Source organism: Chryseobacterium gambrini (assembly GCF_027920505.1).
GTDB lineage: Bacteria > Bacteroidota > Bacteroidia > Flavobacteriales > Weeksellaceae > Chryseobacterium > Chryseobacterium gambrini.
The window spans coordinates 2,509,498-2,526,425 of the sequence record NZ_CP115857.1; the positions used below are offsets into that span (position 1 = coordinate 2,509,498).

At 37.3% G+C, this 16,928-nt stretch carries 12 protein-coding genes; 3 read left to right on the plus strand and 9 right to left on the minus strand.

Annotated elements, in window-relative coordinates; all coding sequences use genetic code 11:
* Positions 1-6: 6 nt before the first annotated feature.
* Complete coding sequence (locus tag PFY09_RS11330) at positions 7-1,179, plus strand: DUF2062 domain-containing protein (protein ID WP_271159768.1); 1,173 nt, start codon at positions 7-9, stop codon at positions 1,177-1,179.
* 5 nt (positions 1,180-1,184) lie between these two features.
* On the opposite strand, the gene PFY09_RS11335 is transcribed toward PFY09_RS11330, so the two are convergent.
* From PFY09_RS11335 to PFY09_RS11365, 7 genes are all read right to left on the minus strand, one after another.
* The gene (locus PFY09_RS11335) at positions 1,185-2,978 is read right to left on the minus strand and encodes a C45 family autoproteolytic acyltransferase/hydolase (RefSeq protein ID WP_271159769.1); all 1,794 of its coding nucleotides are present in this window, start codon (positions 2,976-2,978) and stop codon (positions 1,185-1,187) included.
* On the minus strand, positions 2,968-4,506 hold the full coding sequence (locus PFY09_RS11340; protein WP_271159770.1) for a phytoene desaturase family protein: 1,539 nt from the start codon (positions 4,504-4,506) through the stop codon (positions 2,968-2,970). The genes PFY09_RS11335 and PFY09_RS11340 overlap by 11 nt, the downstream gene beginning before the upstream one ends.
* Positions 4,507-4,753: 247 nt before the next feature.
* On the minus strand, positions 4,754-5,638 hold the full coding sequence (locus PFY09_RS11345) for an LpxL/LpxP family acyltransferase (protein ID WP_271159771.1): 885 nt from the start codon (positions 5,636-5,638) through the stop codon (positions 4,754-4,756).
* 98 nt (positions 5,639-5,736) lie between these two features.
* Positions 5,737-5,991 carry an acyl carrier protein gene (locus PFY09_RS11350; RefSeq protein WP_108410540.1) on the minus strand — a complete coding sequence of 85 codons (255 nt, stop codon included), beginning with the start codon at positions 5,989-5,991 and terminating at the stop codon, positions 5,737-5,739.
* 4 nt (positions 5,992-5,995) lie between these two features.
* Complete coding sequence (locus tag PFY09_RS11355; RefSeq protein ID WP_271159772.1) at positions 5,996-7,216, minus strand: beta-ketoacyl-[acyl-carrier-protein] synthase family protein; 1,221 nt, start codon at positions 7,214-7,216, stop codon at positions 5,996-5,998.
* A gap of 74 nt (positions 7,217-7,290) precedes the next feature.
* Positions 7,291-8,022: a 3-oxoacyl-ACP reductase FabG gene (fabG, locus tag PFY09_RS11360; RefSeq protein ID WP_271159773.1), complete on the minus strand. Its 732-nt coding sequence runs from the start codon at positions 8,020-8,022 to the stop codon at positions 7,291-7,293.
* A gap of 75 nt (positions 8,023-8,097) precedes the next feature.
* Positions 8,098-9,618, minus strand: coding sequence for an HAL/PAL/TAL family ammonia-lyase (locus tag PFY09_RS11365; RefSeq protein ID WP_268055399.1), 1,521 nt, complete (start codon positions 9,616-9,618; stop codon positions 8,098-8,100).
* 96 nt (positions 9,619-9,714) lie between these two features.
* On the opposite strand from PFY09_RS11365, the gene PFY09_RS11370 reads away from it, so the two are divergent.
* Positions 9,715-10,959 carry an NAD(P)/FAD-dependent oxidoreductase gene (locus PFY09_RS11370; RefSeq protein WP_271159774.1) on the plus strand — a complete coding sequence of 415 codons (1,245 nt, stop codon included), beginning with the start codon at positions 9,715-9,717 and terminating at the stop codon, positions 10,957-10,959.
* Between the two features lie 55 nt (positions 10,960-11,014).
* On the opposite strand, the gene PFY09_RS11375 is transcribed toward PFY09_RS11370, so the two are convergent.
* Complete coding sequence (locus tag PFY09_RS11375) at positions 11,015-11,581, minus strand: SHOCT domain-containing protein (RefSeq protein WP_271159775.1); 567 nt, start codon at positions 11,579-11,581, stop codon at positions 11,015-11,017.
* Positions 11,582-11,654: 73 nt separating this feature from the next.
* On the minus strand, positions 11,655-12,950 hold the full coding sequence (locus PFY09_RS11380; protein ID WP_271159776.1) for a phenylacetate--CoA ligase family protein: 1,296 nt from the start codon (positions 12,948-12,950) through the stop codon (positions 11,655-11,657).
* Positions 12,951-13,515: 565 nt separating this feature from the next.
* Here PFY09_RS11380 and ileS point away from each other — a divergent pair.
* Positions 13,516-16,905 (plus strand): isoleucine--tRNA ligase, encoded by a 3,390-nt coding sequence (gene ileS, locus PFY09_RS11385; RefSeq protein ID WP_271159777.1) that lies wholly within the window; start codon positions 13,516-13,518, stop codon positions 16,903-16,905.
* Positions 16,906-16,928: the final 23 nt, after the last annotated feature.

The following is a 16,928-nucleotide window of genomic DNA, read 5'->3' on the forward strand; positions in this document are numbered from 1 at the left end:
ATTTACATGAATCTTTCTGAAGTACGAAATGCAATCTCTGAAAAGAAAATTTGTGTTTTAATTCCTACTTATAACAATGAAAAAACTCTGAAAAGGGTAATCGACGGTGTTCTGGATTATACGGAAGACATCATTGCTGTAAATGACGGTTCCACAGATTCTACGAAAGAAATTTTAAGAAGTTATTCGCAGATCGAAGTTATTGATTTACCGGAGAATAAAGGAAAAGGAAATGGTTTAAAAATCGGTTTCAGAAAGGCTAAAGAACTGGGCTACGATTATGCGATCACGATTGATTCCGACGGACAGCATTATCCGGATGATATTCCTGTTTTTGTGGAGGCTTTGCTGAATGAAAAGGAAGATGTTCTGCTCATCGGAAACCGTAATATGTCTCAGGACGGAATTCCCAAGAAAAGCAGTTTCGGAAACCGCTTCTCTAATTTCTGGTTCTGGTTTGAAACGGGAATCAAGCTTGAAGACACCCAATCCGGCTATCGATTATATCCTCTGCATAAAATTCCTAAGAAATATTTTACGCCAAAGTTTGAATTTGAAATTGAAATCATTGTAAGAACAGCTTGGAGACACATTCCGGTTAAAAATATTCCGGTGAAGGTGCTTTACGATCCCGCTGAGAGGGTTTCTCATTTCAGGCCGTTCAAAGATTTTACGAGGATCAGTATTCTGAATACCATTCTGGTAACCATTACTTTGCTTTATATTATTCCGCGAAACTTCGTGAATAATTTCAAAAAAAAAAGCATTAAAAGATTCATAAAAGAAGATGTTCTGGAAAGTGACGGAAGCAACAGAATTAAAGCTTTTTCGATTGCTCTGGGCGTCTTTGTGGGCTTTTCTCCGTTCTGGGGATTTCATACGCTGATTGTTATTTCTCTTTCTGTACTATTCAAGCTGAATAAAGTGCTTGCCTTTTTTGCATCCAATGTAAGTTTACCGCCTTTTATTCCCTTCATTATTGCCGCTTCGCTGTTTTTGGGTTCTCCTTTTGTACATGGAGACAGCAATATTTTCAGTCAGGAACTGAACTTCGATCTGGTGAAAAATAATCTGTTGCAGTACGTTATCGGAAGTTTCATTCTGGCGACTTCTGCCTCTGCGATTTTAGGGGTAGCAACTTTTCTTTTCCTGAATAAAGTAAGCCCTGATAAAAATTAAACCCGCTATTTCAGTTTTCTTTCTGTTTTTCTCAGATATTTCTCCACATTTTCTCTATCCGGAACGGTGGTAATTTCTTTGGTTAAAGCCTTTTTAAATTCTGTTTTTGCTTTTGCATATTCTTTCTGACTATAATAATATTTTCCGGCATGATAATAAACAAGCCAGAAATCCGGATTTAAAGACTGATAACGGGACAGAAAATCGTCAGTGAGCAAAACATCTCCTTCAATTCCTTTTTCTACCTCTTCACTCATCATTTTGTACCGTTCGTAATTTTTAAATTCCGGAGAGTCTAGGAAAGGATCTTTTGCAATATTCAGTTCAGATTTTGCAAACTCACCGCTTTTTAATCTTTTATCCGAAAAAATTTCATTCAGATCATAACAGACAAATTCTCCCAACTGATAAGGATTTGCAGAAACCCAGACCAGTTTTTTCTGTGGTGAAAAAATTACAGCGTGATGCGCAATAAGCTGATTGATTGCTTTTTCGTTTCCAAAACCTATGTTCTCTCCTTTCAAACCGGATTTGTCTCTTAAAATCGCAGACATTTTTTCGGGATTGAGCTTTTTATTTTCCGCTAAAAGTTCCTGCAGCTTTTCATAACGGTATTCTGAATGGCTTTCCGCAATATGTTTCTGATTTCTTTTATCATTTTTATAAGCCTCCGACTGGAAATGATTGGTACAGAAAATACGGCTTGTATTTTTCACTTCATACACTCCGAAATTATCCGGAGAAACTTCAATAATCACCGCATTTTTATCATTCGCACTTCCGACCAGAATAGATTCCGAGACGAAGACTTTTCTCTTTTTCGCAATGGCAATTGCTTCATCAATGGTTCTGGCATATTGTAAAATTTCTCTTGTCACCAGAGAAATCGGTGTTTTTGCGGTCAATGGAATTTTAGATTTTCCGGCATTAATGGTAACGGTAATTCCTTCTTTGTTCATGCCCGAAACTACACCGATCATTCCTGCCCAGGTTACAGAAAGATAAGGGATTCCGTCATCAGGATGAACGAATTCAATGATTTTATTTTTAGCAAAATCGTCTCCCACGTAAAAGTCGAAATTTCTTCCAATAAGCAGATCTCCGTCTTCTGTATTTTCATTCCAGACCGCAAGAGAAGTGCAACCCACCATCATTAAATCCTGCATGGCATGACCAATGTCGTGCGCACCGTGGAGATACATACTTCGCAGAAACTTTGGCGCGATGAAATTGTATTGATCCGAAGAATATTGAGACATTCCATAGATTTCTGCCTGAAAATCCTCCCTTACGTTAAGATACATTTTCCGGTTGTACCATTTCAGGAAACCTCTCAGTAAGTTTTGCTTAAACTTCGACGGGACAAATCCTTCAATTTTGGAAAAGAAAATTTCTTCCTGTTTCTGCATCAGATTTTGGGTTAAAGCTCCATTATTATAACCTAATTGCAGAGGATTTCCCTGAATATACAATTCCCAGATCTGCTGCTTATTTTTTGTTAAATAATTCTGATTGAAACTGAAAGTTGAATCGTTTATTTTATTAACCTTCGGAATATCAAGCGAATATTGTTTTACATCGGGAATATATTTGATGGATTTTCTTATTCCGCAAGAGTTGAGGAAAAGGATAAGGTTTAGACTGAGAAAAATTAAGATTAGTGATCCGCTATTTCGAAAACATTGAATCTTGTCATTCTGACGAAGGAAGAATCTCAAAAAAAACAATTTAGATTCTTCACTCCATTTAATTTCGTTCTGAATGACAACAAACGGCATATCATTTTCGCTATTTTTCACCTTTATTTTTATTAATCAATTGTGTTAATCTTTCAGCAATCAGCTCTTTTCCGAGAATTTCTGCGCAAGTGTTGAATGCGCCAATTGTACAGCCCAAAATTCCGTGCATATTGACAGACTGTCCCGTAAGAAAAAGATTGTCGATTTTCGTGCGTGGAGAAACCATGGTTTTCAGAGGATTTTCGGAACTTTTCATGTAACCGTACATATTTCCGTTAAAACTTCCGATATAATCTCGATAAGACAACGGTGAAGAGGTATAAAAACGCTTAATCGATTTTCTTAGATCGGGGAATTTTTTTTCTAAAGCGTCGATCATTTTTTCAGCTTTTTCAAGCTTGAATTTTTCATACAATGCTCCTCTTTCATATTTGTCTGCAACGGTATTGACGGTTCCCTTCCACTCTTCCACTTCCTGAAAATCCATGTAGGAAATGGCGGTGAGACTTTCTGCAAAACCGGGATTGTGTTTGGATTCTGTGGAAGAAAGCATATACGTTTCGGGCCATTTTTCTTTTTGATAACGGTGGGCATTCCAGACCATTTTCTCATTGGCAAAATGGTAAATATTATAATTAAAATTCTGAAAAGATTGCGGTTTCATTACCAGATAAACGCTGAAACATGATGGAACTGGTTCCCAGCTTACAATTCTGTTGACAAATGATTTTTTAAGCCTTTCTTCCCCAAGAAGTCTCAGGGTTGTACGAATTTCGATGTTTGAGATGAATTTTTTCGCAAAATATTCTTTTCCTATTGAAGTTTTTACTCCGGATAAAATATTGTAATCATCAAAAATAAATTCGGAAACTTCAGCATGTTTGTGTACTTCTGCTCCATACTCACGAAGCCTGCGAATCAGCAGTTTTGAAATCTGGCTTCCTCCTTTGATGCATTTGTAAGCACTTTGAATATAAGAATTTACGGTGAGCGCATGAACGTAAAACGGAACGTTTTCAGAATCTCCGGCATACAGAAAATTGGATCCTAATAAAACAGACTGCAGCTTTTTATTCGAGGTTAAAGATTCAATAAATCTTTTGGTATTTAAGTGAAGAATTTCCTCGTTATAATTGTCTTTTCCCACAAGATTATATCTGGGAAACTGACTGCAAACTCTCTGAATTTCTTCGCAATAGTCTTCTAAATTATCTTTTTCTTCGGGAAAGTATTTTGATAGCTGTTCAACAAAATTTCTGTAGCCTTGTGCGTGAGGATATTCGGTTTCATCGTCTCCGAAAGTGATTTTATCGTAGCCGTTTTCGTCCATCTTATGAAGCTGAAGTTCATCCATAATTCCCAGATAGGAAAAATACTGATGAAGATTCTGCCCTTTGGAAAGTCCTCCTAAATAGTGAACTCCGGTATCGAAGATGAGCTTGTCGCGGGAAAAGGTCTGTAAATTTCCGCCGTACTGATTGTTTTTCTCCAGAACGCATACCTTTAAACCTTCCTTCGCCAGAACAAGCGCAGAAACAAGACCGCCCAATCCGCTGCCGATTACGAGTATGTCGAACGTTTTTTTCAAGGAGGAAAGTGTCTTTAATGATTTTGAATTTTAAAACGCAAAGTCCACGAAGATTTTTTTTTAATCACTTCCTGTTTTTAAGTTCGCAAAACGAAGTTTCGCCGAATCCAATGAATCAATCATAAAATTGAGGCAAAGGCGTTAACACTCAGCAAAGATAAAAGGAAACTCAGGACTTTATTTTAAATCTCTAAATCATTTAATGTTTGAGTTAAATATTAGTTTTCTGAAGGTAAAAGTAGGAAATTTAATTAATATCGTCCCAAAAATCAAAATAATTGAACCATTGGAGCGGATATTTTCGGATCATGGATTCGAGATTTTGGGTATAGGAATTCAAAAGTCCCTGTGCATCGCGTTTTTTGACGTTTTCGGCAACTCTTGCGTATAAGTGGTAATGCAGATTTTTTTCTTTCATCACATACACATACACGACTGGAACGCCTAATCTGGAAGCAATGAGAAAAGGTCCTGCAGGAAACTTCGCTGTTTTACCCAGCAATTCGCCCTCTAAAAACTTGGATCCTTCAAAATAACGGTCTCCGGTAAAGCAAATGAGCTCATTTTTAGACAAGGCTTCATTGATGTCGAAAATATGGGACATATCGTCTTTCACGTAAATAAATTTAATGCTACTCGCTTTTACAGAAACACTTTCAAGATATTCTTTAATAATTGTAACTTCCTGATCTGTTGTTACTAAGTTGATCTGACAGTCGAAATCGATATCCGCAAAGAAATGTTCGGCAATTTCAAAATTCCCGATGTGCGCACTGATGAGAACGCCGCCTTTTTTTTCGGCTAAAAGATTTCTGAGGTTTTCAATTCCATCGAATTCGTAGGTATATTTGTTGCGCAATCCTGCTGAAATGGCAGTTTTATCAATAAGAACGGTTCCGAAAGTGAAATAGCTTTTAAACAGAGAAAGTTTTGTTTTCCAGAAGCCATACTTCAGTCTTTCTGAAAAATAATAACGGTAGTATCTGTTGCTGTTTTTTTCGAACAAAAAGTAATAGAACGCAACAAAGTAAAGCACTACATATGAACTTCTGATCCCGATATTTCTAATGCACCAGACGAAAATTTTGTAGCCCAGAATCGTCCCTTTAGATTTACCTTTCCACTTGTTCATATTTTTTGTTCTTAACGCAAAGTTCGCAAGAAATTTTTAACTACTACCTTTTTTTTAAGTTCGCAAGAGCGTTTTACTCAGCAAAGAAGCTAAATCAGTTATACGCTTTTTTCAGTAATCTTGTTTTCGATCACGGTATAGAAATCGTCAAAAGTCACGATGTTTTTGAAGTCTGCTTCTCCTAATTTCACTCCGAAATTAGATTCGATAACCACTACAAGATCAATATAATCTAAGCTGTCTAAACCCAGCGTTTTTTTAAAGTTTGCATCATTGCTGATTTCATCGCCGTCTACTTCAAATTCGTTGACTAAAAAGTCATTGGCAATCGCAATAATCTTTTCCCTTTCCATGTTTTTAATTAAATTTTTTAACAATTAATGCAGAGTTGGTTCCCCCAAATCCGAAAGAATTCGACAAAAATACATCAATTTTTTGACTTTTTGTTTCAGCAACCAAATTTATCCTTTTCGCCTCATCATCAGGGTTTTCCAGATTAATATTCGGGGCTACAAAATCGTTCTGCATCATCAGAATAGAGTAAATAACTTCGCTCGCACCTGCCATCCAGCATTCGTGACCGGTCATTGATTTTGTTGAACTTACCGGAACTTCGCTTCCGAAAATTTCGTAAATGGCTTTCGCTTCATTGGCGTCACCAATTGGCGTTGACGTCGCATGAGCATTAATATAATCGATATCTTTTACCTGTAAACCAGACTGTTGCAAAGCCCTGTTCATGGCTAAAGCCGGTCCGTCTACATTGGGTGTGGAAATATGTCCTCCGTTGGAAGAAAATCCATACCCGACAATTTCCGCGATGATATTGGCTCCTCTTTTTTGGGCAGATTCTAAACTTTCAACAATTAAAGTTGCTGCTCCTCCACTCGGAATTAATCCGTCTCTGTCTTTATCAAAAGGTCTTGATGCTTTTGTGGGCTCATTTTCGCGTACTGAAAAAACACCCAATCCATCAAAGCTCGCCATCGAATATTTATTGGTTTCCTGTGCTCCTCCGCAAATAATCATCTCCTGAAAACCGTTTTTAATCATCATGTAAGCCAGTCCCAAAGAGTGAGATCCGCTTGCACAGGCTGCACTGATGGTTAAATTGATTCCTCTCAGTTTAAAAATGGTCGAAAGGTTCATGGTAACCGTAGAGTTCATGGATTTAAAAATAGCTCCTGAACCCATTAACGTTGTATCTTTTTTCTCTCTCGCTATATCGATAGATTCTACCACTGCCTTGGAAACACTGTCGTTTCCGTATAAAATTCCGACTTCGTTGTGGTCTAAAAAATCTTGGTCGATATTCGCCTGTTTTAAAGCATCTAGTGTTGCGATGTATGCATATTCGCTTTCTTCGCCCATGCTTACGCGCTGTCTGCGGCTGAGAAGATTTTTGAGATCCGGCTTCGGAACCACGCCCGTTAATCCCGATCTGAAACCAAATTCTTTTCTTTCGTCTACTAAATGAATTCCGGATTTTCCCTGAAATAAAGATTCTTTTACTTCTTCCAAAGAAGTTCCGATGCAGGAATAAATTCCCATTCCGGTAATAACAACCCTATTTTCCATGTAATGTTCAAGGTTTTAGGTTTTAGGTTTTGGGCTGCAGCTCACAACTGCTCCCTTTTATCTGCCACCTGATTTTATGAGTAGATTCCTCCGTTAATATTGATGACTTCGCCTGTAATGTACGATGACTTTTTAGACGCTAAAAATGCGACTAAATCTGCCACTTCTTCCGCTTCCCCGAATCGGTTTGCAGGGATCATTGCTTTCAATTCGTCTTCATTGAATTCCTGCGTCATGTCTGTTTTTATGAATCCCGGTGCAACCGCGTTTACGGTGATGTTTCTTTTCGCCACTTCCTGAGCCAGCGCTTTTGTAGCTCCTACCAAAGCACCTTTCGCCGCAGAATAATTGGTTTGTCCTGCTGTTCCCTTTACTCCGGAAACAGAAACCATATTGATGATTCTGCCGTATTTATTGCGTAACAGTTTCTGGATAAAGAAATTCGTCACGTTGAAAAACCCATTTAAACTGGTGTTAATCACCGCATTCCAGTCTTCACTCGGCATCCACATGAACAATCCGTCTCTTGTAATTCCGGCATTGTTTACGATCACCTCAACAACGGATTTCGGATTATTTTCCTGCCATTCTGTTAAAACTTTTTGAGTTTCTTTGGCATTTCCTACGTCAAATTTCAAAATTTCTCCGGTAGATCCCAGTTCTTCCACTTTAGCTAACGTTTCTTTAGCTGCCGCTTCGTTTGAAGTGTAGTTGATTAAGATATGATAGTTTTTTTCTTCAGCCAGTTTTATACAGATAGCTCTTCCAATTCCTCTTGAGCCTCCTGTGACGATTGCACATTTCATGTGTTGCTTATGTAGTTTTAGTTTTTTGTGTATATTTTCCTTTCCTTAAGTATGACAATTAATTTCCTTAAAAAATTACATTGCCTTTAAATATTTCTTCACTTCTTCCAGATAAGGATACATTACCATATCATCTGAAAATGCAGGAATTATTTTTCTTATTTCATCGTACAATTCTTTGGTTGCCGATGAAATTTTATCCTGAAAACCAAGATATTCTATTGCCTGAACAATGGTAATGGCCTCAATCGTCAACACCTCGAATGCATTTTCGATTACTTTTCTGCAAATAACCGCTGCATTGGTTCCCATACTTACAATATCCTGATTATCATTGTTGTTAGGAATACTGTGAACATACATCGGGTTTGATAACATCTGGCTTTCTGCCGTTGTAGAAGTTGCTGTAAACTGAACACCCTGCATTCCGAAATTGAATCCTAATTTACCTAAATTAACAAACGGAGGCAAAATTTCGTTGATTTTAGAATTCAGTAAATAATTCAGTTGCCTTTCTGCCAACATTGTTAATTTGGTGACCACAATTTTCAGCTTGTCCATTTCAAGGGAAATGTAATCGCCGTGGAAATTTCCACCGTGGTAAACGTGCTGATCTTCCACATTGATGATCGGATTATCATTTGCTGAATTGATCTCGTTTTCCAATACTTTTTCCGTATATTCCAACGTATCCAAAACAGGTCCCAAAATCTGAGGAACACATCTCAACGAGTAATATTCCTGAACTTTTTCCTTGAAAACTTTTTCCTGCTCTTCAAAGTGAGTATATAAATGATCGGCTCTTTTTCTGATTAATTGACTGTCAGACAAATGAGCACGCATTTTTTCTGCAATTTTCTGCTGTCCTTCGTGAAGTTTGGTTCCGTTCAGCACTTCAGATAAATGATCGTCATACGCCTGAACAATTTCATTAATTGCGCAGGATAATTTGATTGAAATATCGGTTAACTGATTCGCTTTATGCGCATTAACGACTCCAATTCCGGACATCACGGATGTTCCGTTCATCAAAGCCAGTCCTTCACGGATTTCTACCTGAATCGGCTGTAAATTTTCAATTTCAAAAACGTTCTTTGTTGATTGTCTTTCTCCTTTATAGAAAACTTCTCCTTCCCCGATCAATACCAACGCAAGATGCGCCAACTGGACCAGATCTCCACTTGCTCCAACGCCTCCGTGTTCAAAAATAAGCGGCGTAATATCTCTGTTTATTAATTCTTTAAGTAAATTTACTACAGAATGATGAACGCCCGATTTTCCTAATGATAAGGTATTCAGTCTTGCCAACATACAGGCTTTTGCTTCGTCTGCCGGAAGCGGATTCCCGATCCCCGAAGAATGACTTCTGATTAAGTTATACTGAAGCTGATGGGTATCTTCATCGCTGATTTTGAACTGTGCCATGGGTCCGAAACCTGTGTTCACCCCATAAATTACTTTATTTTTTGAAAATTCTTTTAAAAACTGAAAACTTTCATCCACTCTGGCAAGAAGTGTTTCATCCAGTTCTATTTTCTCATTGTTGATGATGACTTTCTTAAAGTCGCTCAGTTCTAAAAAGTTATTTATTTTCATCAATTAAAAAGTAATAAGATAATTTTGTAATTATTAATTAATTGTCATTAATTTTGCGGCAAAGATAGAAGTTATTATTAAAATAAAAAATCAAAGATGAGTAAAGAATTTGTTGACGTTCTTGTAATCGGCGCCGGACCGTCCGGCTGCGTATCTTCTTCATATTTAAAGAAGAACAACGTCAACGTGAAAGTTGTTGAAAAAACGAAATTTCCAAGACTGGTGGTCGGCGAAAGCCTGATTCCGCGTGTGATGGATCATTTTGATGAAGCCGGACTGTTTCCTGCTCTGGATAAAATAGGCTTTGAGAAGAAATTGGGAGCACGTTTTTTAAGAGGCAACGAGGTCTGCATTTTTGATTTCAGTAATAAATTCGGGGAAGGATGGGACTGGACTTGGCAGGTTCCGAGAGCGGATTTTGATAATGTTTTAGCCCAGGAAGTCATTAATAAAGGAATTGATCTTGAATTCGAAACGGAAGTGATCGGCATTGAATTCAACGGAACAGATTCTGTAACGATTGTAAAAAATAAGAACGGCGAAATAAAAGAAATTCATGCCAAATTTGTGATCGATTCCAGCGGTTACGGTAGGGTTTTACCGAGACTTTTAGATTTGGAAAAACCTTCAAAGCTTTCTCCTCATTCTGCGATTTTCTCTCACGTAAAAGACATTAACCGGGAAGAAGGAACGGAAGGAACTCTGATTTCTTTTGATATTATCGAAACGGAAGTCTGGCTTTGGGTAATTCCTTTCTCCAACGGAAACACGAGCGTAGGAATTGTAGGACCAACTGATTTTATTGATAAACTCTCTGAAAACGGCGATACAACGGAAGCTCTGAGAAAAGCAATTTCCCTTTCGGATTATTATGTAAAACGTTTCGGGGATGTAGATTTTCTTTTTGAACCTCAACATCTGAAAGATTATTCGTGCTCGGTAAAAAAATTGTATGGTGACGGTTTTGCGCTTACAGGAAATGCTTCGGAATTCTTAGATCCTGTTTTCTCTTCAGGAATGGCTTTTGCCACAGAAGGCGGAATGACCGCTGCAAAATTAGCCTTACGACAACTGAACGGCGAACAAGTAGACTGGCAAAAGGAATTTGCCGATTATATTCTGTACGGCGTTGATGTTTTCACAACGTATGTAAAAGAATGGTACACCGGAAATCTTCAGGAATTATTTTTTCACCAGCCGGAAAATCCTGATGTGAAGAGAAAAATCTGTGCAGTTTTGGCGGGTTATGTCTGGAACAAGAAGAATACTTTTGTGAGAATTCATGATACGGCGATTAAAAATCTGGCAGAATTTATTAAAACAGAAAAGCAACAAGCATAAAAACGGTCTGAGATTTTCAGACCATTTTTGTTTATTTGGATAATTGATTTCTAAATCAGTTTTCACTCATGATTCTTTCTTTTTCCTTTTGAAATTCTTCTTCGGAAAGAACTCCTGAATCTTTCAGCTCTTTAATTTTTTTAAGTTTATCGTATTTTGATTCTTTTATAATTTCCTGAATCTGATTTTTTGTTTTAGGTAAAAATTCTTCGGGAACAAGAATTTCACCCGATTTAATTGCATTTTCAACATCCATTTCATAGTTAATTAAACTTTGACCGATTTTCACATAATATACATATCCGTTCTTCTTATTTCCTCTGGTCATTATTTTTTTAACTTTAAAAGTAAGACCTGAATTGCTTCTTCGAAATGAATTCGCCTGATTTGCCAATCCCTGATATCCCGTTGTTGAATAATAATTAAAAAGTGACGATGCGTTTGTCCTGATAAACTTAAAATCCCCGTCACTCATTGAGCCTGTTCCTATTTTTATACTAAGTCCTTCATACACTTTAAATCCTGTTGAAGTCGTTAAAGTATCATTTTCGAACTTTGGTTCATGTTGAGCATGACAGATCAATGTAAAAAGAAAAATTAAAATTGAGATTATTTTTTTCATGTTTAAAATTTTTCTCAAATTTAATTTCTAAGAAAACGATAACCTTACGCCATTCCGTAATCTCCTTTATTTTTTAGTTTCGTAAATCTAAAAAGACAATAGGCTTCCTGCTGTTCGGGTTAAATACCGTTTTAGATAAAACATCAAAATCGACCAGTTCAATTTTCGGACTCACTCTTAATTTTGCCCTGAAATGATCTCTTACTTCATTTACAAAACCCTCGGAATCGCTGTCTGTGCTTACTTTAATGATGATTTCATCCAACCCGATTTCGTTTGACTGAATAACAATCTGATAACAGAGAATATTATTGAAATCGTTCAGGATGTCATTCATTGCAGGCGGATACAATGTGGTGCCTTTGTATTTGATCATCTGCTGTTTTCTTCCGATGACAGGACCCAACCTCATCGTATTTCTTCCGCATTTACACGGCTCATAATGTGCTTTTACAATATCTCCTGTTTTAAATCTCAATAATGGAATTGCTTCAACACCCAAAGTAGTGATCGTTAATTCTCCGCTTTCGCCTTCTTTCGCGGGATTTCCTTCATCATCAAGAATTTCGGTGATAATTAATTCCGGATGGTGATGTCCGCCAATTTGTTCTTCACACTCTGTAAAAGCGGTGCTCATTTCCGTAGAAGCGTAGGTTGAAAAAAGTTTAATATTCCACTTTTCTTTAATTTTCTGGGAAAGAATATTATCTGTAAAATCCTGATTTTTGATGCTCTCTCCGATACAAACTGCTCCATAAACACTGGAATTTTTATAATCTATCCTATGTTTTTCGGCATAATCGATCATTTTTAGCAAAAAAGACGGAACGGTGATTAAATATTTCGGTTTGTATCTGAAAATGGAATCCCATTGAAGTTCCGGAATTCCCGGTCCCATTCTTACCACACTGGCTCCCATTTTTCTGAGTCCTAAAAAGTAAGCAAGTCCCGCCATAAATCTTTTATCGATCGTGGTAATCATCTGTACCACATCTCCTTTTTTTATTCCGGCACACGCAAAAGAAATGGCTTCGTTGTAGGCTAATCTTTCAAGATCGTTATCTGATAATCCGAATGTTACAGGATCTCCCAGTGTTCCGGATGTCGTGCTGTAATCCACAATTTTATCGGGTGTCACACAGAAAAAATCATCGTTATGCTGCTGAATATCGTTCTTCGTGGTGGTCGGAATTTTTTTCAGGTCTTCCAAAGTCTGAATTTCAGCAATATGGATATGGTTTTCTTTGAATAATTTTTGATAAAAAGGTGAATGAGTTTCAAGATACGTTAAAAGTTCCTGAAGCTTCTGCTCCTGAAACTTTTTTATTTCCTGAATGTCTGATCTTTCGATGGATGGATAAAAGTCCAATGGTTTTTATTTTTAAAGGACAAATTTATTAGTTTATTTTAATTTGTAGCAGGTTTTGCTGTTTATGCAGATTTATTTTCCTGCGGATTTCGATGATGACTTGTTTTTGTTATTATTCGTGAAAAGCGTTTTGCGATAATTGTTAACGCAAAGTTCCTGTTCTGCATTCTTTTACTTTAGGAGGTAAAGGCAAATAATTTGCTTTGCGAAGCCTGAAAATATCGCTTATTAAATAAATTTTGCGTTTAAATTTATAAACGAAAATGTAAGTTTCGGTTAAAACCAATCTAAAATATTACTATTGAAGCGGGCTAAAGCCCGCCCCTATCGATACACATCCATGAGAAATCCGCGGTATTTGTAAAAACATTGTGCTATTTAGGTTTAAAAAACTCTTCAAAAGTTTATAATCAACCCCTGATTGTTCACAAAAAATTAATCTTTTCATTTATTTTTCTGAAACAGAAGTTTTTAATAGGAAATATCAAAATAAAACATATATTATAAACCGACAAATTTTAGTAAATTTGCCAACTTAATTAATCAACGATATTGATATATTACAATGAGCCAATTTAAAGAGTACAAAAACCTCAACCTTATTGACGTAGCCGAGAACATCGCAGAATTCTGGAAGCAGAATAAAACTTTCAATAAGAGTGTTGAGATTCGTGAGGGGCAACCTGAGTTTGTGTTTTATGAAGGTCCGCCTTCAGCAAACGGTATGCCCGGAATTCACCACGTAATGGCCAGAGCGTTGAAGGATATTTTCTGTCGTTATCAAACCCAAAACGGAAAGCAGGTTTTCCGTAAAGCGGGTTGGGATACGCACGGACTTCCGGTAGAGCTTGGTGTGGAAAAAGAATTAGGAATCACTAAAGAAGATATTGGCAGAAAAATTTCGATTGAGGATTACAACAAAGCGTGTCGTGAAGCGGTAATGCGTTATACAGACGTATGGAATAACCTTACCGAGAAAATCGGATATTGGGTAGATCTTGATGATCCGTACATCACGTACAAATCAAAATACATGGAAACGGTTTGGTGGCTTCTGAAACAATTGTACAACAAAGATCTGCTGTATAAAGGTTACACGATTCAGCCATATTCGCCAAAAGCAGGAACAGGACTTTCTTCTGCGGAGCTGAATATGCCGGGAACGTATCATGACGTTTCGGACACTACGATTGTGGCGCAGTTTAAAGTAAAGAAAGGATCTACCGATCTGTTTAATGATGTTGAAGGAGATGTAAACATTCTTGCATGGACGACAACACCTTGGACTTTGCCTTCCAATACGGCTTTGGCTGTAGGAAGAGATATTGAATATGTTGTGGTTAAAACTTTTAACCAGTATACTTTCCAGCCGGTAACTGTTGTTCTGGCAAAAGTTCTTCTGAATAAAAATTTCGGAAAAAAATATGCGGAAGGAACAGATGAAGATTTCGCGAACTACACTTCAGAAAGCAAGACCATTCCTTACCAGATTTTAAAAGAATTTACGGGAGAAAAATTAACAGGAACTCAATACGAGCAGTTGGTTCCGTGGTTTACTCCAAACGACACTCCTGAAAAAGCTTTCAGAGTGATCTTGGGAGATTTTGTAACCACTGAAGACGGAACAGGTATTGTTCACATTGCGCCTACTTTTGGTGCGGATGATGCGAAAGCGGCAAAAGAAGCCGGAGTTCCGCCCATGCTGGTAAAAGATGAAAATGATAATCTTGTTCCTTTGGTAGATTTACAGGGAAGATTTATTCAGGGCGAAAATGTTCCTGAATTATTCTCAGGAAAATACATCAAGAACGAATATTACGACGAAGGAACTGCACCCGAAAAATCATGGGATGTAGAACTGGCAATTTTGCTGAAAACTGAAAATAAAGCCTTCAAAGTAGAAAAATATGTTCACAGCTACCCTCATTGCTGGAGAACAGACAAGCCTGTATTGTATTATCCGCTGGATTCATGGTTTGTGAAAATGACGGCTGTAAAAGACCGTTTGGTAGATTTAAACAAAGAAATCAACTGGAAGCCGAAATCTACAGGAGAAGGACGTTTTGCGAACTGGATTGAAAATGTAAACGACTGGAATCTTTCCCGTTCAAGATATTGGGGAATTCCTTTGCCAATCTGGAGAACAGAAGATCTGAAGGAGGAAAAGATCATCGGATCTGTAGAAGAATTATACAACGAGATTGAAAAATCTGTAGAAGCAGGATTGATGACTGAAAATCCGTTTAAGGATTTCATCATCGGAGATATGTCTGAGAATAATTATGCGTCTGTGGATCTGCATAAAAATATTGTAGACAAAATCGTTTTGGTTTCAGATTCAGGAAAAGCGATGAAGCGTGAGAGCGACCTGATCGACGTTTGGTTCGATTCCGGTTCAATGCCTTATGCGCAATTGCATTATCCTTTTGAAAATAAAGAATTAATTGATAATAATAAAGCGTTCCCTGCAGATTTCATTGCGGAAGGTGTTGACCAGACTCGTGGTTGGTTCTATACGCTTCATGCGATCGGAACAGCGGTTTTTGATTCTGTTGCTTATAAAAATGTAATGAGTAACGGGCTTGTTTTGGACAAAAACGGGCTGAAAATGTCAAAATCCAAAGGTAATGCAGTAGATCCGTTTGAAACTTTAGCGGTTTACGGTCCGGATGCAACACGTTGGTATATGATTTCCAATGCGAATCCTTGGGAAAACCTGAAATTCGACATCGAAGGAATTGATGAAGTGAGAAGAAAATTCTTCGGAACACTGTACAATACGTATTCATTCTTTGCGTTGTATGCGAATGTGGACGGATTTAATTATTCTGAAAAAGAAGTTGAGAACAGACCGGAAATCGACCGATGGATTCTTTCTGAGCTGAATTTGTTAATTAAGGAAGTTAAAGCGTTCTACGAAGATTACGAACCGACAAGAGTAGCGAGAGCGATCAATACTTTTGTGAATGACAATTTATCCAACTGGTACGTAAGACTTTGCAGAAGACGTTTCTGGAAAGGAGATTATTCTGAAGATAAAATCTCAGCTTACCAGACTTTATATACTTGTCTTGAAACGGTTGCTAAATTATCTGCGCCAATCGCTCCGTTCTTTATGGATCAGTTGTATCAGGATTTAAATAAAGTAACCGGAAAAGAAACTGCGGAATCGATCCACTTAACGGATTTCCCTGTTGCTGATGAAAGTTTAATTGATGCAGATTTGGTTGAAAAAACACATTTAGCACAGACGATAACAAGTTTAGTTCTTTCCATCAGACGTGCAGAAAGTTTGAAAGTAAGACAACCTCTTCAAAGAGTGTTGATTCCTGTTTTGGATAAGAAAACGGAAGAACAGATTTCCGCGGTTGCAGATTTAATTAAGCAGGAAGTAAACGTTAAAGAATTACAGTTAATTAATGCTGAAGAAGCGTCTCACCTAATTGTAAAACAGATCAAACCGAACTTCAAAGCTTTAGGTCCAAAATTAGGAAAAGACATGAAAACGGTGGGTGGAGAAATTACCAATTTCACCGCAGAACAGATCTCCACTTTGGAAAAAGAAGGAAAAATTGATGTGCAGGGTTACGAAATCACACCGGAAGATGTGGAAATTTCCACAAAAGACATTCCGGGATGGACGGTAACTTCCGACGGAAAAACCACTGTGGCATTAGATTTGACGCTAACAGATGAATTAAAATCTGAAGGTATCGCAAGAGAATTCATCAACAGAGTTCAGAACCTGCGAAAAGAGAAGGATTTCGATTTGACGGACAGAATTACGATCTCTTTGGAAGAAAACGCTCCTTTCATTGATGACATCAAGAAAAATGAAGAATATATTTCATCCGAAGTCTTGTCAAATAAAATAGAAATTGTATCTTCACTTTCAAATTTTAACGAAATCGAAATAGATGAGGTTAATTTTAAGATAAATGTTGAAAAAAATTAACTTATAGTTATTGTTTTTCAAAT

What these genes read in the sequence shown, in the direction of transcription:
- ileS (WP_271159777.1), top strand. Translation starts at nt 13,516, where the DNA reads ATGAGCCAATTTAAAGAGTACAAAAACCTCAACCTTATTGACGTAGCC.
- PFY09_RS11345 (WP_271159771.1), bottom strand. Translation starts at nt 5,638, where the DNA reads ATGAACAAGTGGAAAGGTAAATCTAAAGGGACGATTCTGGGCTACAAA.
- fabG (WP_271159773.1), bottom strand. Translation starts at nt 8,022, where the DNA reads ATGAAATGTGCAATCGTCACAGGAGGCTCAAGAGGAATTGGAAGAGCT.
- PFY09_RS11330 (WP_271159768.1), top strand. Translation starts at nt 7, where the DNA reads ATGAATCTTTCTGAAGTACGAAATGCAATCTCTGAAAAGAAAATTTGT.
- PFY09_RS11350 (WP_108410540.1), bottom strand. Translation starts at nt 5,991, where the DNA reads ATGGAAAGGGAAAAGATTATTGCGATTGCCAATGACTTTTTAGTCAAC.
- PFY09_RS11365 (WP_268055399.1), bottom strand. Translation starts at nt 9,618, where the DNA reads ATGAAAATAAATAACTTTTTAGAACTGAGCGACTTTAAGAAAGTCATC.
- PFY09_RS11370 (WP_271159774.1), top strand. Translation starts at nt 9,715, where the DNA reads ATGAGTAAAGAATTTGTTGACGTTCTTGTAATCGGCGCCGGACCGTCC.
- PFY09_RS11375 (WP_271159775.1), bottom strand. Translation starts at nt 11,581, where the DNA reads ATGAAAAAAATAATCTCAATTTTAATTTTTCTTTTTACATTGATCTGT.
- PFY09_RS11355 (WP_271159772.1), bottom strand. Translation starts at nt 7,216, where the DNA reads ATGGAAAATAGGGTTGTTATTACCGGAATGGGAATTTATTCCTGCATC.